General features: G+C 39.4%; 18 protein-coding genes. 6 read left to right on the top strand and 12 right to left on the bottom strand.

Annotated elements, in window-relative coordinates; translation table 11 throughout:
- Positions 1-62 precede the first annotated feature (62 nt).
- The 6 genes from MHB42_RS08135 to MHB42_RS08110 form a co-directional block, all read right to left on the bottom strand.
- Positions 63-443, bottom strand: coding sequence for a hypothetical protein (locus MHB42_RS08135; protein ID WP_340805433.1), 381 nt, complete (start codon positions 441-443; stop codon positions 63-65).
- Between the two features lie 183 nt (positions 444-626).
- Positions 627-1151 (bottom strand): hypothetical protein, encoded by a 525-nt coding sequence (locus MHB42_RS08130; RefSeq protein WP_340805432.1) that lies wholly within the window; start codon positions 1149-1151, stop codon positions 627-629.
- 580 nt (positions 1152-1731) lie between these two features.
- A complete protein-coding gene (locus MHB42_RS08125; RefSeq protein ID WP_340805431.1) occupies positions 1732-3282 on the bottom strand; it encodes a hydantoinase/oxoprolinase family protein in 1551 nt (516 codons plus the stop codon).
- A complete protein-coding gene (locus tag MHB42_RS08120) occupies positions 3275-4378 on the bottom strand; it encodes a DUF917 domain-containing protein (protein WP_340805430.1) in 1104 nt (367 codons plus the stop codon). Before MHB42_RS08120 ends, MHB42_RS08125 begins: the two co-directional genes overlap by 8 nt.
- The gene (locus MHB42_RS08115; RefSeq protein WP_340805429.1) at positions 4375-5643 is read right to left on the bottom strand and encodes a cytosine permease; all 1269 of its coding nucleotides are present in this window, start codon (positions 5641-5643) and stop codon (positions 4375-4377) included. Before MHB42_RS08115 ends, MHB42_RS08120 begins: the two co-directional genes overlap by 4 nt.
- Before the next feature lie 122 nt (positions 5644-5765).
- Positions 5766-7382 (bottom strand): PucR family transcriptional regulator, encoded by a 1617-nt coding sequence (locus MHB42_RS08110; protein WP_340805428.1) that lies wholly within the window; start codon positions 7380-7382, stop codon positions 5766-5768.
- A gap of 108 nt (positions 7383-7490) precedes the next feature.
- On the opposite strand from MHB42_RS08110, the gene MHB42_RS08105 reads away from it, so the two are divergent.
- A complete protein-coding gene (locus MHB42_RS08105; protein WP_340805427.1) occupies positions 7491-8324 on the top strand; it encodes a pentapeptide repeat-containing protein in 834 nt (277 codons plus the stop codon).
- 142 nt (positions 8325-8466) lie between these two features.
- On the opposite strand, the gene MHB42_RS08100 is transcribed toward MHB42_RS08105, so the two are convergent.
- The 4 genes from MHB42_RS08100 to MHB42_RS08085 form a co-directional block, all read right to left on the bottom strand.
- Positions 8467-9666 (bottom strand): MFS transporter, encoded by a 1200-nt coding sequence (locus MHB42_RS08100; RefSeq protein ID WP_340805426.1) that lies wholly within the window; start codon positions 9664-9666, stop codon positions 8467-8469.
- A gap of 11 nt (positions 9667-9677) precedes the next feature.
- The gene (locus MHB42_RS08095) at positions 9678-10097 is read right to left on the bottom strand and encodes a MarR family winged helix-turn-helix transcriptional regulator (protein ID WP_340805425.1); all 420 of its coding nucleotides are present in this window, start codon (positions 10095-10097) and stop codon (positions 9678-9680) included.
- 188 nt (positions 10098-10285) lie between these two features.
- Positions 10286-11233 carry a nuclease-related domain-containing protein gene (locus MHB42_RS08090; protein WP_340805424.1) on the bottom strand — a complete coding sequence of 316 codons (948 nt, stop codon included), beginning with the start codon at positions 11231-11233 and terminating at the stop codon, positions 10286-10288.
- Between the two features lie 205 nt (positions 11234-11438).
- The gene (locus MHB42_RS08085; protein ID WP_340805423.1) at positions 11439-11669 is read right to left on the bottom strand and encodes a hypothetical protein; all 231 of its coding nucleotides are present in this window, start codon (positions 11667-11669) and stop codon (positions 11439-11441) included.
- 110 nt (positions 11670-11779) lie between these two features.
- Between MHB42_RS08085 and MHB42_RS08080 the strand changes: the two genes are divergently transcribed.
- The 4 genes from MHB42_RS08080 to MHB42_RS08065 all read left to right on the top strand — a co-directional run bounded on the left by MHB42_RS08080 (position 11780) and on the right by MHB42_RS08065 (position 15435).
- Positions 11780-12487 carry a class I SAM-dependent methyltransferase gene (locus MHB42_RS08080; RefSeq protein WP_340805422.1) on the top strand — a complete coding sequence of 236 codons (708 nt, stop codon included), beginning with the start codon at positions 11780-11782 and terminating at the stop codon, positions 12485-12487.
- A 96-nt stretch (positions 12488-12583) separates the two neighbouring features.
- A complete protein-coding gene (locus MHB42_RS08075; RefSeq protein WP_340805421.1) occupies positions 12584-13714 on the top strand; it encodes a DUF418 domain-containing protein in 1131 nt (376 codons plus the stop codon).
- Positions 13715-13849: 135 nt separating this feature from the next.
- Positions 13850-14833 (top strand): sensor histidine kinase, encoded by a 984-nt coding sequence (locus tag MHB42_RS08070; RefSeq protein WP_340805420.1) that lies wholly within the window; start codon positions 13850-13852, stop codon positions 14831-14833.
- Positions 14830-15435, top strand: coding sequence for a response regulator transcription factor (locus MHB42_RS08065; protein WP_340805419.1), 606 nt, complete (start codon positions 14830-14832; stop codon positions 15433-15435). The genes MHB42_RS08070 and MHB42_RS08065 overlap by 4 nt, the downstream gene beginning before the upstream one ends.
- A 64-nt stretch (positions 15436-15499) precedes the next feature.
- On the opposite strand, the gene MHB42_RS08060 is transcribed toward MHB42_RS08065, so the two are convergent.
- Positions 15500-16840: a PepSY-associated TM helix domain-containing protein gene (locus MHB42_RS08060; protein ID WP_340805418.1), complete on the bottom strand. Its 1341-nt coding sequence runs from the start codon at positions 16838-16840 to the stop codon at positions 15500-15502.
- A 377-nt stretch (positions 16841-17217) separates the two neighbouring features.
- Here MHB42_RS08060 and MHB42_RS08055 point away from each other — a divergent pair, with 377 nt between their 5' ends.
- Positions 17218-18564: a C40 family peptidase gene (locus MHB42_RS08055; protein ID WP_340805417.1), complete on the top strand. Its 1347-nt coding sequence runs from the start codon at positions 17218-17220 to the stop codon at positions 18562-18564.
- 45 nt (positions 18565-18609) lie between these two features.
- Here MHB42_RS08055 and MHB42_RS08050 read toward each other — a convergent pair whose 3' ends face one another.
- Complete coding sequence (locus MHB42_RS08050; protein ID WP_340805416.1) at positions 18610-19998, bottom strand: UDP-N-acetylmuramoyl-tripeptide--D-alanyl-D-alanine ligase; 1389 nt, start codon at positions 19996-19998, stop codon at positions 18610-18612.
- Positions 19999-20031 lie beyond the last annotated feature (33 nt).

The raw sequence follows: 20031 nt of genomic DNA, 5'->3' as shown, positions 1-20031 counted from the left end.
TATTTTCACCCTTTCCTCATAATAGTTATTTACGATATTGAAGCACAGTAGAAACTTAAATCTTAAATTGCCCTTGTATATGCATTGATAGCTGAAGTAAAGGTGTTTTGCTTAAATAACCTAGCATATTTAGGATTGCCGAGCCCTTCACGTAAATCCATCATGCCTAGCTCACCCATTCTGTTCAGTAAAGGAACTAGCCAACTGCCACTTGATGCACCATTTAACATACGTATTTGACCAAATGATAATTGAGAAACTTTACTTGCATCAATCGGTTCAGTGGCATTTTCTAGCGCATCCATAAACCCCTTCGTATCATTTCTATACCCGATAACTTGTCCATGTTCGTCTTTTATATCTACCTTAAATCCCTTGTAGCCATATGCGCCTCTCAGCATAAATAACTGCATACTAACAGCTAATTCCTTAGTCATTTTCATTAACATTCTACTCCTTTCACTCCATCTATCATTTTGTTACCGTAAACTATGAACAGTATTCCTTTCCTTCCTTATATGTAGTATCGGCTTCCTCTATTTAATCTAAAGTAAATAACCAACAATGAAAATTGTTATCTATTATGAGATATATTGGCATTTGCCTAAAAATAGAGAGAGGTCACACTAATCATATATTCCCCATTCAAACAAAAAATAATGACTATCAGATTGTCCAAATATGTAATCATATGTATAGCCCTTTTTTATTTGAATAGCTTCAATGTGATTCAATCTAGTGAAAAGCTCTTTAACAATTGATTCTGTTACATCCAGATAGGCTAATTCATTTTTAAATCTACATAGAAACTCATCTTTGTTTACTATCTCCATACAAACATATTTTTGGGGGTAATAATCATTAATCCAGCGATCTTTTAATGCTGTTATCCATCGTTCATCTGAAGGGTCTGGGTCATCATTAATAGCCCATTCCTCTGCATCGAACAATTCTTTTTTAAATATTGCAGAAAATGCCTCTTGAATATGATCAAACTGACTTTTTTCCGCAAATATTAAATCCACTTGCATGACAGCTTTATCTCTGAATTCATATACATCAAAAGATAAATTTGATAACCTTACATTTGCAATTTGTCTGGCAAATGAATTGTAATCATCAAACAACTCTTGAATTTCCTTATTAATCATATAATTTCCATTCCTTTCTTCTACTGTTCTTCCATCAAATCAATACTATAATAAACCATCAAGCGTGTTGATGATCTAAATATTGGTTATTCATTTGCGTGTTGTTAGAAGAAAAACGCTTTGTCTAAAGCATTCTCTCGTTGATTGGCGTGAAAGGTGGCGACTCTAGCGGAAAAAGTGCGAGCTGAAAATCCATTTATTTCGGCATTTGCCGAAATAAATGAGTTGAAGCCGCACCCGCAGAAAGCGTCCACCTGTAACAGAAATCAACGAATTCTATGCGATTCTCTGTAAAATAAAGGTTAATCAACATGCCTGATAAACTATATTATTTCGATAACGCTTCCCCTTTCATCATTGTATATAAAATCTAATGATATTTTTTAAATATTTACGAATGAATAGCTCTAGTTACGTTTTAATAACTATTAATTTGCAGAAGCAAAAAAGACCAGCCTCAAAATCAATTGAGTACTGGACTTGGCTTTACACTTATTTTATATATTTATCATAGAAGCGTCTGAGCAAAGTTGTCATTCGCTCACATGTTGATGAATCACTAAAATTCATACTTTTCTTATTAAACCATGTGCCCAACCACTTTCACCTTTAAGCGTGTAGCGTTTTCTGGGTGGTAGGCAAGTGGGACTTCCTCCACCTCCACAAGCTCAATTGATTCCTCGATTGCGCCTGCTAAAACAGCCTGTTTAACGGCTTTGCTTTGGGCATCCTTGAGGGAATCCTCACGAGATTCTCTTGCATAAATATAAATTTGCTCGTATTGGCCGCTAATTTGGGCGATGGATGCACCAATGGCATTGGCTACGCCGCCATATTCTGACTTCACAATACGGGAAACGCCTTTGATTTTCTCAGGGACAATAATACTGCCACCACCGACTAATACAAGCGATACATCCTCTGAGGAGGTTTTCATTTTATCAATGGCCTGCTCTAGTAAGCTAGCGATTTCCTCCTGCACAGCCTTGGCAAAGGCTTCATCAATATGTGCCACTAATTGAGGATCACCAACGTCTGCCAAGCCTAGTCGCACAGCAATATCTGTTGTTGTTAATGTAGAGCCACCAAAAACAAGTGCCTCCTCATTAATGCGATAGCCAACACTATCTGGCCCTACCGTAATGTTATCATCCTGTACACGCACAATACTGCCGCCACCAAGACCAACCGAAATGATATCAGGCATTCTAAAGTTTGTACGAATATCCCCTACCTCCACGGCAACAGAGGATTCTCGTGGAAAGCCATCCTGCAATACACCAATATCGGAGGTTGTGCCACCGACATCTAGCACCATTGTATTTTGAATTTGGGATAAATACGATGCACCACGTATACTATTTGTTGGTCCACAGGCAATTGTTAAAATCGGGAACTGCTTGGCATAATCAATGGACATTAATGTGCCATCATTTTGACAGAGATAGACCTCTACATTTGAAATTCCCTCCGCCTGTAGTGCTTGCACAAAGCCCTGTGTCGTTGTATCAATTACCTTACACAAAGCAGCATTTAAAATTGTTGCATTTTCACGCTCAATTAAGCCAACAGAGCCAATTAATGAAGAGCAGGAAATAGGAAAGTCCGTACCATATATCTCCTGTATCCATTGGCGAACCTGTAATTCTTGGTCATTTTTAATAGAAGAAAAGACACCCACAATCGCAATTGACTCTACTTGATCGTGCCATTCTGCTAATAGCTTTGTAATTTCCTCCTTATCAAGCGCACTTAGTAATTGACCATCATATTCATAGCCGCCATGTGCAATCACATATTGCCCTGATAATGTATCAATCATATCCCTTGGCCATGCTGTATAAGGAAGTACAGAGGCTGTTGCTGGATAGCCTAGTCGAATCACACCGACCTTTGCTAATTTTTTACGCTCTACAATCGCATTTGTACATTGCGTTGTGCCTAGCATGGCATGGGTAATTTTTGTTTTATCAATATTTGCACCCCGTAGCAGCTCCTGCAATGCTTGCTCAATGCCTGATTTGATATCTAGGCTTGTTGGTGATTTTACACTGTAAATTAACTGACTATCATGGTCTAAAAGGATGGCATCCGTATTTGTTCCACCTACATCAATTCCAATTTTATACATGCTCTGCTTCCCCCTTTTTCACCATTTCCTCAATTGGCGTGTAGTCATAGTCATAGCCAAAGTATTTTGGACCTGCCGTTTCAATGCCCTTAGCTGTACGCCATTTTTCATGCGCTGGTAAGCCAATTACACGCACACGTTTACCATATTTTAAGCTTTCTGTTGTAACAGGCTGTAATGTTTCATAATCCACCAAGCAAATTAAATCTGGTGTCATTGCAACAACCTGCTCGTTTTTCTCTGCAATTAAATTTTCATTTTGGAAATGAACCTTCATTTCGTCTGCTTTATACGTATCAATACCCTCTAGCACCATTTTTCCAAGGTTAAAGCCGCCCTTTGTTTCACGAATAACATCGACAATTTTTCCTTGGAATAGCTCGTATCCTTTTACAAGCGTAAGCAGGCTCTCTAGCTTATCATTTACCTCCTGATCTTTAGAAGCAATAATTGCACCGATTTGCTCAGATAGTGTAATAATATGATGCACACCACTTTGCTTAATTTGCGCGCCTGTTGTTGGATACAAGCTTACTAAGGAGCTAGCCCCCATCTCAACAGTAGCTGATCGTGCTATGCGCTCTGTCCATTTATTATCAATGGTTTCAAAAATACCAATATTACCTTTTTCATCTGTAATCGCCATTGGTGTTGCGGAAATACCATCAAGGTGGAAGGTTACCATTTGCAGCTCTGGGAATGCGCGTCCCATGCCATCACAATCAATTAATGGTAAGCCTAGCTGTGCTGCTACAACAATCGGAATCATAGAATTGACACCGCCCGCCTCCATAGGATATGTGCCAGCAATTTTATCCTTACCTAAATATTGGGCAAGCTTTTGAAAAACCTTGACAAATTCATCGCCACGCGGGAATTTTTCAATTAGTACGGATGGTGCACCCATCATCGCTGCTGGAATAAAAAAGTCATCATCTGCCACTTCATCGACTGAATATAGCTTGACAGGACCATTTTTTTCAATAGCGGAAAGTGCCATTAGCTTGCCAATATATGGATCACCACCTCCACCTGTTCCTAGAAATGCTGCGCCAATCGCAATATGTTCAATAGCTGCTTGATCTAAATATCTCATTGCTGTTCCTCCAGTACGACCGTTTTTTGTGCGGATATACGATACCCAATATAGTAAAGAATAAAGGAAATAATAATACCAATCATCGGATTATTCGGTAATGCTGGTAACTCAGGGAATAAAGAGAAGACAACAGGTAAGCAAGCTATCACTGCCCCTACAAGCCAAGAGAAGACGCCTAATCGATTCACACCCTCTACCTCCTGCCAGCTCGCCTTATTGCCTTTATGAATCACCCAATATGAAGCAATCATTACCCCTGCAACAGGTGGAATCATCGCTGATAAAATCGACATAATCGGTGTAAAGTAGTTTAAAATGCCAATCACCGCTAAAACTGTGCCAATTGTTCCTGCAACGCCAATTGCAATTTTTTCTTTCTTTTTAGCAATATCAAAAACATTAATAAGCGCAATGCCTCCTGAAATCGCATTGACTAAGTTTGTTTTCCATGTCGCTAAAATTAAAGCAACGCCACCAATAAACGGTGTAGCAATATGCAAAAATACGGCTGTTAAATCACTTGTTTGATAAGCAATTGTTAATACAGCTCCTACGCCAATCATCAGCACACCCGCAGGAATAATTCCTAAGGTAGCAGCCTTAAAAACATCTGAGCGCTTTTTGGAAAATTGCGAATAATCGCCTGCGATCACTGCCCCCAATGCAAAGGAGCCAATTGTTACTGCTAGCCCATCCATAAAGCTCATCGTGCCCTGTGGCTCATAGCTACGAATTAATTGCAGTTGATCACCTGTTAATGTTTGGACTAGACCATAAATACAAATAATAACTAAAATAGGTACGGCAATATAGCTTAAAACACGTAGCACCTTCATACCATACATAGCAGATACAACCATTACTAGCCCGCTCATTAATGATGCAAGCGGTACGGGGATCGTCAAATTATAGGCTGCTAATAAATTGGCAAGTGCAACCCCACAAACATTTGCCTGAATCCCAAACCACCCTAAACAAGCAATGCTTAAAATAATAGATAAAATGGTACGAGAGCCTTTTTTGCCAAATACTTGTCCAGCAATATGAACGGTTGGCTTTGCCAAATCACTGCTTTGCATGCCCTGCAAGACCATAATAAAAACCACAATGGCATAGCCGACCAAAGCAACAGCAAGTGCCTTTGGTAAGCTCATATTAGTAATAAGTGCGTTTCCTACTAATAAGCTGGGAATACAGATCATAGCCCCAGCCCAAATAATACCTAGGCTATACCAAGATTGAACGTTATTGTCGTTTTTCATGCGACTCCCTCCCTGTTAGATGAATGTTTTTAATTATAAGAGAAAGCTACACTACACGTCTTTTGCCTAAATGAAAAAAATAATCTGAAATTTTGTTCAAAATGACAAAATTTCAGATTATTCTAATCATTAATCAATCGATACAGCATACAAGCCATATAAACATCATAAAATTCCGAGTAAGCTGTAATATCTGTCCCAAGCAGCTCACTAATTTTTTTAATGCGATATTTCACCGTATTTTTATGAATATAGAGCAGCTCCGCACAGCGCTCTACACTGCCATTTGCATCAAGTAAAAAGGCAATTAAGGTTTGCAAGGAATCCGCATCATGCAAAATAGGCTCAATCACCATTAAATAATCCTCAAGCATTGCCTCGCCCTGTGTGCTGACATCAATTGCCCGCTTCATTGACCGCACTTCCGCGGCTGTAAATAATTTACGCATCGGATAAATGGTCTGTGCCTTGTCGCCTACTTGATTGACCAATTGATACATTTGCCTTACGGTTTTTGTGCTTTTCATTTTTGGCGCATAGACAATTTTGGCAAGCTGTGCATCATACATCGTTGTTTCGCTATATTCCACCGCAATATCAAACTCATGATGCTTATACAAGCAATTGCCTAATAGCACAATAATACAATGGTCGATACATTGAATTACCCTTGTTTGATAATAGGTGGAAAGCTGTCCCTCTAACTCCTCTCGAATGCTTTTTTCATCCGCCAAATCGTGGATATAAACAAGCCACATCATTTGAATGGCAGAAACATCAATCTGCAGGCGGTTAGCCAATCTTCGCATTTTTTCACTTTCATCATTAATAATCGCCTTTACAAGGGCATACTCACTCACCTCATCATGCTTATCTCCCCATAAATTAATGGCTACTTGCACAACCTCACTAACCTTTTCCATTGTTTTCGTAGGTAGCTTCGTATTTTCCTTAATTAAAAATAAGAAAAGTGGCTCACCATTTTTTTGCTGTAAACGCTTATATTCCACAACACAGGAAACATCCCTTTTTTCCACTGCCAGCTTGCCTGCTTCTCGGTGCGTATATGCTTCAGCACATGTAGCAATAACATCCACCACATCCAATGTGGAATTTCTAGGCCACATCACTTGGTTCATAATATCAAAATGGCTAGTTGTTAGCACAATATTGACCTTTAAGCGATCCGATAGCATTTTTAGCGTAATTTCCACACTTCTTAAATGCTCAGGCAACAAGGATACCTTTTCTAATGTTTCCTGAACAAAATGATCATTGACGCTCTCATTGTTAACAATTGCCTCCATCACCTCATAAATGACCTCATTATAGCGCAAGGAGTAATCATTTCTTGGCATACAAATAATAATAAAGCCTTGCTCCTCTGCTAAAGCAAGAACCTCCTCAGGAATATCAGGCAGCACAATTCCTACATAATATAAAATCAGTCCAAGCTCCCCTAAATCATGTAAATGCTGAATCGTTTCACATTGCTTCTCCACACTATCGCGAATGGAATAAAACGAGCTAATAACAAGCTCCTCCGCATACCATTCCTCCTGTACACGATTGACAATTTTAGAGTAAAAATCAACATTCGATACCTCTAGTACAGATAATGAAGATACCGTGCGATGCAAATTATCCTGACCCGTTAACACCTCTGCTCCTCGAAAGGAGGGCAATTGTAGTAAATCCTTGACCGTTACCCCATGTTTCATCACCGACTTTTCCATCATTCTTGCGAAGAAGAATACCATATTCCCTAGCATCTTTCAAAATGTCCAACGTTCAATAGCTAGCCTATTCATGATAAAATATACACTAAATGAAGGAGGGCAACAACAATGTCTAACGATGCATCCATCGGTATAACTACCCGAAAAAGCTTACAGGCAGATTGCCAAAATTGTTTTGGCTTATGCTGTACAGCTTTAAATATTGTCGCTTCCAGTGACTTTGCAATACATAAACCAGCGGGCAAGCCATGTCCAAATTTGCAGGAGGACTATCGCTGTCGTATTCATCATGAGCTAAGAGATACAGGCTTTAAGGGCTGTACAGTTTTTGACTGCTTAGGAGCAGGGCAGCATGTTTCACAAATGACATTTCAAGGGCAGGATTGGCGACAGTCGCGCAAACATGCTGAGAAGATGTTTCAGGTTTTCCCGATTATGGAGCAGCTTTATGAAATGATTGCCTATGTAGCTGAGGCATTATCCTATAAGGTGGACAAGTCGCTTTATAAGCAGCTTTTAGCCCAATTGGAACAGCTCCAGCAACTAATAGCATGCGATGCAGATGCCCTCCTAGCACTCGATATTGTCACTATCCGTATGCCAGTGAACGCACTGCTGCTGCAAACAAGCGAATATATTCGTTTACAGAAAAAGCCCTCTAAAAAGTTGAATCAGCGCGGAGCCGATTGGATGGGGAAAAATTTAAAGGGCAAGGATTTACGTGCTACTGACCTAAGAGGTAGCTATTTAATTGCTGCAAATCTACAAAATGCTGATTTACGTGAGGTAGATTTTATTGGGGCTGACTTACGAGATGCTAATTTGTGTGGGGCTGATTTATCCACTAGTATGTTTTTAACACAAATGCAAATCAATGCTGCACAAGGGGATCATGCTACGAAATTACCTTCTTATATAAAGCGCCCTGCACACTGGCAGTGAAAAAAGATAGATGGCCATAAACGCCATCTATCGTGCTTGTCGCCTCTTATAGAAAATGGTTGCTGCTACTAGCACAAGCAACATAGCCTGACCAATCATCATGGCTGTTGCCAGTAAGCCTACATAGTATACCGATTCTCATCTACGAAATTTCCGCTTGTTTCAAATTTTCATGCTTTCCGTACAAGAAATAATAAAGCACAATGGACAGTACAATAACAAAAACCATTGCAAAGAAAATGGCACTGTAGCCGATTATTGGTACGAATAAGCCTAATACATAAGGCCCAACACCTAAACCTAAATCAAAAAAGATAAAATAAGTGGATGTTGCAAGTCCTAATCGCTCATGTGGCGTCACCTTAATTGCAATTGCCTGCGCAGCGGAGTTAAAATTACCATAGCCTATCCCAATACAAGCAGCAGCAATGAAAAAGGCAATCGTTGTTGTCGCTGAACTAAAGGCATACATACCGATGGCAAAAATCACCAAGCACGGATAAATAACAATATTACCACCTTTAGTATCTAGTAATTTTCCTGTAAAGGGACGTGTCGCTAAAATCACAATGGCATAAATAATAAAGAAATAACTACCTGCTGTTACAAGATGCAGCTCTTTTGCGTAAAACGTCATATACGACATAACACCAGAATAAGCAAAGCCAATTACCAGCGCTACAAAAGCAATTGGTACAGCGCGCATTTCAATAAAGCTCGTTACTTTAAAGCCAGCCTTCACAGCCGTATGCTTCACATTTTTCGGTGCATCTGGAACTGTCACAACAAAGTACATAAAAAAGCAAATAATTGCTAATACTGAATCCACTGCAAAAATCATCCGATAATCCTCAAATAGCTGGGTTAATAAAATGCCAATAAATGGACCAATCGCTGTCGCTAAAATCGCGCTTAAGCTATAATAGCCAATGCCCTCCCCACGGCGTTCAGGTGGTAAAATTTGCGCAATAATTGTCCCTGTTGCTGTACTTGCCACTCCAAGCGCAATCCCTTGTACTAAGCGATTTAACATCAACAGTGGCAAATTGCCTGCTATAAAATAAGACATCGTTGACAGCATAAATAATAGTAAGCCAATAAATAATGTCTTTTTACTGCCCCAATCGCCAATAATCCGTCCTGTCCCAAGACGTCCAAAAAGCGTCCCAATAATAAAAATACTTGATACAAGCCCTGCTGTACTTGTAGAGGCATGAAAATGCTCCACCGCATAAGCAGCAATCGTCACCATTAATAAGTAAAAAATTAATGTAATCGTAAAATTAATTAATGAAACAATTAAAAAATCCTTTGTCCATAATTTCTGTTGTGTTGCTTCCACATTACTCGCCCCTATTGATTGATATTCATACAAATTTTCGCTAAAACTTGTGTGGCAATGTCAATATCCTGCTTTGCCACTCCTGCTAATGCCTGCTCAAAAAATGGTTGTAGCTGTAGTTGAATTTTCTGCACAAGCTCCTCCCCATATGGCGATAAACGCACAAGCTTTTCACGCTTATCCTTGCCTGTCGCTGTTTCCACATAGCCTAGCTCGATCAATTTATGAACAAGCTTTGTCACACTCGGCTTCTCAATCGCCATAAAATTAGCAATTTCCACAAAAGAATGCGGCCCATTATCTCTTAAGAAGCGCAGCACCGCCCATTGCGAGCTATATAGCTGGTATGGTTCAAGCTGAACATTCAGCTGTTTAATAAAAGGTCTGTACATCAAACGGTACTGATTAAAAAAATCCTGCTCAATCGTCACAATCTCACTTCCTTATAAATTAGTTAGCTTAACTAACTATATACCTTGAATTCACATTTGTCTAGTAAGATATGAGCAAATATGTATGACATATCCTATTATTCATGCCTATCCGTCATTTTTTGTGTTCTATCCGTCTGTAATAGCATAAGCTACCATTCAGACCACTTGAATTGGTAGCCTCTCCTTTAATGTGTAATCCAATATTTTCGATGTCTTTTAGTGCCCTCTGCTTTTAAAGGAAGCTGCTGTAATAATTTATAGGCTATATTTGGAGAATCAATAGCAAAAAACTCGTAAAAGCTTTTATTGGTTAGCATTGTTCCAACTAATAAGCGATAATCCTCTAATGCTCGGTGCAATGCATTGTGTTCTTCTACTCCACAGCGCGGGCAAAGCCATTTTTTATAGTGATAACGCAAACGTTGCCCATTGGCACATCGGCTACAGAGCACACCCTTTATAATATCTTGAAGCGGCACTTTCAGTTCTTTTGTTATTTTTTGATGCATCGACAACAGTAGCATAGCAAAGCGAAAAAGCATCTTTGTATCCTTCTCCGATTGCGGATATTGTTGCAGCCATTTTTGCAGATGTGTACGTAAGCCTGTTACATGAAAAACAGGCTGCTCTCTAAAGCCTTCTGTTAAAATTCCGTTTTTCGTTGCTATAACAACAGCAGACAAAACAGGCAGGTCAAGGCGCTCTTGCTGTAGTAATGATTTTATCCATGCTACATGTCGTGCTACCTGCTGAAATGGATCGGCCATGCTTTCCAATACACCTTCTGCCGTTGTGCGTGTAAACTGTGAAAAGGGTGCATGATAGGAGAGAATGCCTGTTATATTTTTAATCTCTAAAATAAGGACAAAGTGAGCATATAGAAAAATGGTATCTATTTGATGTGTGGAGCCGGAGCGGTTTATCATTTGAAGACCATGAAGAAAATAATATGGGTAAGGTAACTCGATTTCCAGCCATTCGGCATCCATGCGCTGTTCACCCGCAAAGCCTGCCAGTATGCGCTGTAAATGCTCATAATAATATGGGTATTCAGGATGCGTGCTAGGCAATCTTCGAATGATTGCCTCTACTATTTTTTGTCCATCTGATGGCTGTCGTGCAAGTGCAATCATCTATTCACCTCCTACTAGCATTATATAAAAAAGAACCCCAACAAAGGAGGTTCCTAAAAACTTGTCATCCATCTTATGCAAAATAAATTTTTCATAAAGTTTTGCTAGATAAAAAGCTTGAGTATTCAAGCTGAAACGAGTGCTACGTATTATTTATCTGCTTCGATATTCTATCCGTCACTCCGTACAATCTATCCGCCTCTCTCTACCTAAATAAACTCAGCAATGAGCCCATTTGTCTTAGCATATTGACACCGTTTGTAATTGTTCCAACATGCCCCATAATGGTGTTGACATGGTCTGGTAGTCTATTTTGTGCTGGCTGATTGGGAGAAGCATAGGGCTGCATCTGTCTAGCTCGATAAGGAGGGCCAAAGTTTTGACGATACCTTGGCGGATAGGGTCTTCTTCTAGGTTGTGGCTGAAAAAATGGCATCCATTCACCCCCTATCTACATTTTTTACTAGTATATGTAGAAGGAGATATCACTCTCTAGTGATTCGCAGTGGGTAGCTCGCTTTCTTTACATATGATAAGAAAAAGAAGGTGATACTCATTCAAGATTCATATTATCTCGATTTTTTAGCTAAATTTGGCATTGGTGGCGCACATCCCGGTGGCATTCAGCTTTCAAAGGAGCTATTGAAGGCAGAAAACATTCAGCAAACCTCCGATATTTTAGATATTGGATGTGGTACAGGGCAAACGGCTGCCTATTTGGCTGCTCATTATCAAGCCAATATAACAGCAATTGATAGCCATCCCATTATGGTAGCTAAAGCGAAGCAAAGAATGCACAAGGCTCAATTACCTGTTCAAGTTATACACGGTTCGATGGAGCAGCTACCATTACCAAATGAATCATTTGATTTAATTATTGCCGAATCTGTGCTGGCATTTGTTCCTCAGCAACGTGCTTTACAAGAAATGCATCGTTTATTAAAGCATGGTGGTCGCTTTATTGCCATTGAATGCACCATTCCGACATCGCTGCCCTCTCCGCTAGCAAAGACAATTCAGCAATTTTATGGATTTGAGGCGCTTCTGACAAAAAAGGAATGGGTTGATCTATTGCAACAGGCAGGCTTTCAAGCAATTCGTATCCAAAAAAATAAAACGCTCTCATCTCCCACTGAATTTCAGCTCTCCAAAGATATTGAACCTGCACTTTATCAAGTAATGGAGCAGCATATGATGATGAATGAAAAATATGCGAATAGTTTGGACTACCGCATTTATTCCTGCACAAAATGACACCTGTCATCACAATTCTTTGACTGGTGTGAATAGGTTTTCTTTTTCTGTTTTCTTATCATATATGTAAGAAGACAAAGAAAGAGGGATTATAGGATGCAAACACAGCAAAGACTACCCTTTATTGATATCGTAAGAGGGCTCGCTGTTTTAGGAACACTTGGCACAAATATTTGGATTTTTGCCTATCTAGGGAATTTATCGTATATTACAACGGCTACCTATGCTGGTTGGTGGTCCTTCAACGATTTTTTGCGCATGGTCGTCTTATTTTTGGTGAATGGTAAGCTGCTTGGGCTTTTAACAATTATGTTTGGTGTAGGCTTACAGTTAAAATATCAGCAGGCATTAAGAAAAGGCAATGCTTGGCCTGGTGTCTATCTTTGGACAATCGCCTTTTTAGGGCTGGAAGGGCTACTTCATTACACACTTGTGATGGAATATGATATTTTAATGAGCTATGCTGTCACCGCCTTCATTGTTGCCTTTATTATGCGCTGGGGCGACAAAGCGATTACAGTGGCTTACTATCTTTTTGGCAGCTTCCATATTCTCCTAATATTGCTTGTTTTCACCATTTCATTACAGGGCGCTCCTATCTCCCTAAGTGGCATGGAAAGCATTGCAGTATTATATGAAGATGGAACATGGCTTGCACAAGTACAGCATCGTCTAACCAACTTTTTATTTTATCGAACAGAAGCTATTTTTATTATTCCAATGAATATCTTTTTATTTTTACTTGGTGTCAAATTTATGCGCAATGATATATTTGCCCAAACAGCTAAAGGACGTCAAGCTCGCCACAAGCTATTGCTAATAGGTGTATTTATTGGTGTTCCTCTTAATCTGTTAATTTTTATACCCGGTGGGCTGTTTGATTTGCCTGTGCGCTATTTATGTGCACCAATTTTATCAATTGGTTATATTGGTCTTTTTGGTAAACTGGTAGAGTATAAGCAACTAGATTGGCTTTGGCAATACTTTGCAAATGTCGGTAAAATGTCTTTAAGCTGCTATGTGCTACAAAATATAGTAGCATCTATTATTTTTTACGGCTGGGGACTTGGTTTAGGCGGGCAATTAAATAGCGTTCTTATTATTAGTATTTGGCTTGCCCTGACACTTCTACAGCTTGTTGTCGCATCACTTTGGTTACGGCACTTTCAGATCGGTCCCATGGAATGGATTCGTAAAAAAATGACACAAGCCATAACCCAGCAATAAAGGATGGTGTAAGCTATAAAAATTTATCCAAGAGAGCAAGCAAAACATTATTTAATTATTGACGTAGTATCGTTAATTTTGCTGATAACCGTTGTGCTAGGATCAAATTCAGCAATTCCTCTCAGTGCTAAAATCATGCTGCTACTGTTATATTTAGTCGCTTTCTATATTGCTTTATGGTATCAGGATTGGAGGCTGCTGCTAGCATCATTAGTAGCCTTTCTGTTAATCACCATATTAGGCATTTATGAGGATGCTTTAATGCTTCTATTTGGCTTTACCTTTGCAGATTTACTTGGACGAGCGCGCTCAAAATGGCATATTGCATGTGGTATGTTCGCCATTGCTATTATGTTTTGGACCGTTATGCAATTGACAACAGACTCTCTTGTGTCTATTGAGTTACAATTTTTAATCCCTATGATGATTATTCAATTGCTGTTCCCTATCCTTATTTATTTTGTAGAAAAGTCGCAAAATCTGCAATCTGAATTAGCCGATGTCAATACGCAGCTTGTGCAGCAAGAGGAACGACAGCGAATTGCTAGGGACCTTCATGATACAATCGGTCATACCTTAACAATGATTAAAATTAAAACAGAGCTCACAACAAAGCTGATTGACCATGACCCTACAAGCGTTAAGCAAGAACTAAATGATATATTAGCGACAACACGAACAGCCTTAAAGCAAGTACGTGAGCTAGTATCTGATATGAATTTCGTGTCCTTACAAACAGAGCTGCTACACTGTCAGCAACTACTGCAAAGCGCTAATATCACCGTAACACTCCCCAAACAATGTCCTCAAATCGTTCTTTCAAGCGTGGAGGAAACAATGCTTGCTTTATGTATGCGGGAGGCTACGACAAATATACTGAAGCATAGCCAAGCAAAACATTGCTCTATAACGATACAATGTCAAAATGGACAGTATAGGCTTGTGATAAAAGATGATGGCATTGGCTTACAGCAGCAGGGGCTCGGCAACGGCATTAGCTCAATAAAAGAAAGAATGCATCTCCTTCAAGGCTATGCCTTGATTGAAGGTAGTGTGCCCACTGGTACAACCGTTTTATGTAGCATCCCTATTCAAGGTGGAAAGGAGTCGCCAATATGATACGTGTATTATTAGCAGAGGACCAGCAAATGTTACGTGGAGCCTTAACATCATTGCTAGCATTTGAGCCCGACATTGATGTAATCGCTGAGGTTGCGGATGGGCAACAGGCTTGGGACTCTATCCAGCAGGAGCTACCAGATATTTGCCTTGTTGATATTGAAATGCCTAATTTATCAGGATTAGAGCTTGCTGAAAAAATAAAGCAAGCAGGCCTTCCCTGTAAAGTAATGATTGTGACAACCTTTGCACGTCCTGGCTATTTACAAAAAGCTATGGATTGTGGGGTACATGGCTATTTATTAAAAGATGAGCCTATTGATTATTTAATTGCTACGATTCGAAAAATTATGCAAGGGGAGAAAGTTGTAAGCAAGGATTTAGCCGCAACCTTGTTTATAAAGGAGCAAAACCCTCTAAATGAACGAGAAATCGCCGTGCTAAAGCTTGTTAAAGAGGGCTTAACCACAAATGAAATAAGCAAGCAATTATTTTTAACAAAGGGCACTATCCGCAATTATTTATCAACCTCCATTCAAAAGCTTCAAGTGGAATCACGACAGCAAGCCGCTCAAATCGCCAGTGAAAAAGGCTGGCTATAATAAAAAATAGACAAAGCCGATGATGTCGACTTTGTCTATTTGTATTGCATTACATTTGCTTTTCTCAACTTCCTAAAGCACGACGTTTCCGCTGCCATATTAGCACACATTCAATCAAGACAACAACGATTAATGAAATGCCAAATAACGGCATTATCACACCTAAAAATAGTAAGAAAACACTAAAAGATCGTGATATTTTAGCAGAAATTTGTGGTGGTGCAGATAGCTCACCTTTTTTCTTTCGTAAAATCCATGTGCGAATGCCCCACATAATAACGGCTAAAAAGGCTAAGCAAACTACTAAGTTTAATAATTTATTAGGCCAGCCAAATAAATGTCCTTCATGTAAAGGAATGCCCCATGTAAAGACCTTCGCTAGCAAGCCATAATCCTCATAGTTCACCTGATCAATCAAATTCCCACTATATTGATCAAAATACATCGTTGCTTCCTCGGAAGGCTTCACATCAAGACCCGTGACACCAGAGTTACTTGCCTTTGCCACTGTAAATACGCCCTCTTCATTTGCTGGATAAAGAATTGTATATGGCTTCTCAATATGCTGGGCTTGTATTTCCTGTTCAAGCTGAGCAATCGTAATTTGATTTGGATTTGTATAACGTGTTGCCCCACCGCCATGATGAAGCGCATGTGCATCCCCATCAGAAGCAGGTGCATCTAACTGTCGTGTTGCCCATGGAATTTCAGCTATCTCTGAGGTCGGTGGCTGTTGCTGTAAGGCTGGATAGCTATCGGAAGCAATATTTGACAATATAGAGCCTAACAAAGCAGACCATAAAAGTCCTGTAAAAATAAAAATAACCATTGGAATCGTAATAATTGTGCCAACTAAGGCGTGCAATCGTTTATTTTTTTGTCTTTTATTCTCGGCTTTGTGCTTTTTTAAGTGATTCCCCTTAAATGTCATATAAAGTCCTGATAAGAGCAAGAAAATCGTCCAACAAGCCGCTAGCTCCACTAAATAATTAACAAACGTCCCACCAATAAATAAGGAGCTATGGATATTACGCATAATATTTGAAAATGTATAATTTGCATCCTGACTACCAACCCGTTGATTATGGTCATCTAAAAACACATATTTCTCATCGTGTCCATTTGATAATGTTAAACGCGTATTATAGGGCTCCTCCAGCATAATCACTTTACGTGTAGAATAGCCAGCAAACGCCGCTTCAGCCTTTTCCACTGCCTCATCAATCGTTAAAGCCTCTTCGCCCTTACTTTGCCCAAAAAAATAATCATCATATAGCTGATTTTCAACATCTGTGTAAAATAAATAGCCAATTCCACTTAATGTTAATGATAACAATAGCGGTGTAATAAAAAGTGCCGCAAAAAAATGCAGACGCCAAAACCTTGTGTAAAGCAAATTCTTCATCGTTCCTCTCCCATCTATTCACCAATCGCCTACTAATTATATAGGGTAAAAGTGAAATATGAATGAAATTTAGCTATTTATTACAAGCAAAATAGCTACTTCAATATTTGTCTATCCGTCTATTTTTTTGTGTTCTATCCGTCACTTTCGCTGCGCTATCCGTCTATTTCGAGATTCTATCCGCCACTCTCCCTGTACTATATGACAACCTACTGAAACATTTGTAATAAAACTGTAAATTCCTACGGTGAAGCCTTTACTAGCAAGTGCTGAAGCCTATCGCACTCACTCCTTGGCAACATTTACCTCTCAGAAGCCCTACTTTTTCATGCTACGATTATTGCCATGGTACAGCAATTCAGGAGGTTATCAACAACATGAATAAACGATTTTTATCAACAACACTTGCGCTAACGATTGGCTTCAGCTCTTTGAGTCTAATGCAAGCAGCGGTGCAGCCAATTCAAGTAGAAGCAGCGACAACGAATGCACAAAATAATGGACAGGCGGTTGCTGCCAAAGCAGACCAACTTATTCAGACTGCCAAAGGTTTAATGGGCAAAGCAACATATAGCGATGCAGAATACAAGCCTACCTATCCCTATAAATTTTCTTGTGCTTCTTTCTTAATGTATATCTTCGAGAAAAATGGTGTAGACCTTGGCACATATAATGAAAACTATATGCTACAGCAAGGAACACCTGTGGCACGAAACCAATTGCAAAAAGGCGATTTACTGTTCTTTAAAAGCAAAAAAACAGGAACTGATCCCGACCATGTAGGGATGTATATTGGGGATAATAAAATGATTCATATGGCAGACCCTAAGCAAAACATTATAATTTCTGACTTAAATAGTAAGCCATACTATACTGAAAATTATGTAGCTGCCCGCCGTGTATTACCAACACTACTCTCAGCTAACCCTGCCACAAAGGGCGATAAAATTGTAGAAAATACGCTTACTTATAAAAATAAAGTAACTATCGGTGCCACAACAAATGAATCAAGCCTTCGTTTTACAGCGCCAGCCTTTGTGGACTTTATTTATCGTAAAAGCGGCATTACACTTGGCGCTACTACCTTAAAGGATTTAATGCAGCAAGGATCAACAGTGGCGCGCGGTAATTTAAAAAAAGGTGACCTAGTCTTCTTCAATAGTGCCAAGGGCTCGAAAACACCTACTCTTGTAGGGATTTATGCGGGTGATCACCGTGTTATCATCCCTAACTCAGATGGTGTTATGACAAGAGTATTGCTTGTTGATTATTATACGGAGCACTATATCACGGCTAAGCGGGTTTTCTCTGAAGGCGGCTCAGCACCTACTGTGAGCATAAGCCCCTCAGCCAATCAAATTATTGCAACAGCTACAAATTTAACGAATAAAGCAAAATTTGGTTATACGTATAATGAGCAAACATTAACCTTTACAAGTGCAGGCTTTACGTATTATGTCTTTCAAAAACACGGCATTAATCTAAAGGAAAAATTAGCAAGCAAACAGGCTTTAGCAGGTACACATGTACAAAAGTCACAGCTGCAAAAGGGCGATTTGCTGTTCTTCTCTACGGATAATGGCAGACAAAACATCACACAAACAGGTATCTATCTTGGCAATAACCAATATATTAGTATGACCACAAATAATATTGTAAAGCAAAATCTTACTTCCACTTGGGCGCAAAAAAACTATGTAACGGCTCGACGTGTTATCAAATAATGTAAAAAGAAGCTTTCCCCAATATGGAGGAATGCTTCTTTTTCATTAAGGTAAATTTTTAAGCTGATGGGCAAATTCAATCATAGACCTGCTTGACATGGGCCCTTTAATTAACACAATTGTATTGGCATCAAGCTTTGGCTGCAATAGCTCTAATACACCTGCTACTTCATGGAATGTATAGACTTCTGCGCTTGTGCCATCCTTTTGTGCTTGGTCGGCAATCGCCTGTGCCCTTTTGCCAATGGTAATTAATGTATCAACCTTGCGCTCAGCAACCATGGAGCCAATTTCACGATGATAATGCTCTTCAAAATGCCCTAAACGCTTAATATCACCTAAAATTAAAATAACTTTTTTATCTTTTCCGATTGTATCTAATACCTTTAAGGCTGCTTCTACGGATGTTGGGTTATTTGTCCATGTATCATCAACAATTGTACTATTACCAATCCCTGATGTGAGCTCTAAATGCCTTGCCATTGGTTTAAATGACCGTAGCCCTGCAATTGCCTGACGAATTGTCAGCCCCATCTCATGACAAGCAGCAATTGCGGCTAAAGCATTATAAACTTGATGCTCGCCATAGCCAGGCACAAATACATTGTATTTTGTTGCAGCTACCTCTAAGACAAACTTCATGCCCGTATTGGCAAATTGTATATTGGAAGCTTTGTAATCTGCTGTGTCCTGTAAGCCAAAGCGAATAATCTTGCCCTTAAATTTTTGCAGCGAAATTTTTTTAATATTGGCATCATCTGCATTAATAATTAATGTCCCACCCTCTTGAATGCCTTCTACAATTTCTGCCTTTGCCTTAATATAGCCTTCAAGATTTAAACAGCCATCTAAATGATGCACGCCGATATTTGTAATAATGCCAATCGTTGGCTGATAGATCATACATTGATGCTTAATATTGCCTGTATTGCCTAGCCCCAGCTCAAAGATAGCTGCTTGTGTTTGCTGCTCAATGCCTGTTAAGTAAGGTAATGATTGCCTTGGCTCATTTTTACTGCTAACGGATGCTTGCACATGCCAATGCTTGCTAACAATATGCTTCAGCATCTCCTTTGTCGTTGTTTTACCACAGGTTCCTGTTAATGCGGCAACAGGAATTTGGAAAAGACCTCGATAATATTCGATAAATGTCCAATACGCCTGTGCCACACTTTTGACCTGTAAGACTGTTGTATTGGCTAGTGCATTTTTTAAATCCGTGGACGGTTTATCGGATATGATGAGGGATGGACCTTTGCGATCGACTTCTTGCCAGTTGATATGATCGTTGCGACTAACAAACATCAGCGTATGACTTTGTGTTAATTCATGACGATTATAGTAGATAGCGTGTTGTACAGACCATTGCTCTGAGCCATGGATAAGCTTTCCCTGTAGTATGTTCTTCAGCTTTTGCACACTAATGGATTGCAAGTGTACGACGCCTCCTCTCTTTATCAATTAAGA

It is taken from the genome of Lysinibacillus sp. FSL K6-0232 (assembly GCF_038008325.1).
Taxonomy (GTDB): Bacteria; Bacillota; Bacilli; order Bacillales_A; family Planococcaceae; genus Lysinibacillus.
The sequence above is the reverse complement of the archived record's forward strand: the minus strand, read 5'-3'. Positions and strand labels throughout refer to the sequence as shown.

What these genes read in the sequence shown, in the direction of transcription:
- MHB42_RS08085 (WP_340805423.1), bottom strand. Translation starts at nt 11,669, where the DNA reads ATGCCATTTTTTCAGCCACAACCTAGAAGAAGACCCTATCCGCCAAGG.
- MHB42_RS08060 (WP_340805418.1), bottom strand. Translation starts at nt 16,840, where the DNA reads ATGAAGAATTTGCTTTACACAAGGTTTTGGCGTCTGCATTTTTTTGCG.
- MHB42_RS08125 (WP_340805431.1), bottom strand. Translation starts at nt 3,282, where the DNA reads ATGTATAAAATTGGAATTGATGTAGGTGGAACAAATACGGATGCCATC.
- MHB42_RS08105 (WP_340805427.1), top strand. Translation starts at nt 7,491, where the DNA reads ATGTCTAACGATGCATCCATCGGTATAACTACCCGAAAAAGCTTACAG.
- MHB42_RS08090 (WP_340805424.1), bottom strand. Translation starts at nt 11,233, where the DNA reads ATGATTGCACTTGCACGACAGCCATCAGATGGACAAAAAATAGTAGAG.
- MHB42_RS08110 (WP_340805428.1), bottom strand. Translation starts at nt 7,382, where the DNA reads ATGATGGAAAAGTCGGTGATGAAACATGGGGTAACGGTCAAGGATTTA.
- MHB42_RS08115 (WP_340805429.1), bottom strand. Translation starts at nt 5,643, where the DNA reads ATGAAAAACGACAATAACGTTCAATCTTGGTATAGCCTAGGTATTATT.
- MHB42_RS08070 (WP_340805420.1), top strand. Translation starts at nt 13,850, where the DNA reads ATGCTGCTACTGTTATATTTAGTCGCTTTCTATATTGCTTTATGGTAT.
- MHB42_RS08130 (WP_340805432.1), bottom strand. Translation starts at nt 1,151, where the DNA reads ATGATTAATAAGGAAATTCAAGAGTTGTTTGATGATTACAATTCATTT.
- MHB42_RS08065 (WP_340805419.1), top strand. Translation starts at nt 14,830, where the DNA reads ATGATACGTGTATTATTAGCAGAGGACCAGCAAATGTTACGTGGAGCC.
- MHB42_RS08075 (WP_340805421.1), top strand. Translation starts at nt 12,584, where the DNA reads ATGCAAACACAGCAAAGACTACCCTTTATTGATATCGTAAGAGGGCTC.
- MHB42_RS08135 (WP_340805433.1), bottom strand. Translation starts at nt 443, where the DNA reads ATGAAAATGACTAAGGAATTAGCTGTTAGTATGCAGTTATTTATGCTG.
- MHB42_RS08120 (WP_340805430.1), bottom strand. Translation starts at nt 4,378, where the DNA reads ATGAGATATTTAGATCAAGCAGCTATTGAACATATTGCGATTGGCGCA.
- MHB42_RS08055 (WP_340805417.1), top strand. Translation starts at nt 17,218, where the DNA reads ATGAATAAACGATTTTTATCAACAACACTTGCGCTAACGATTGGCTTC.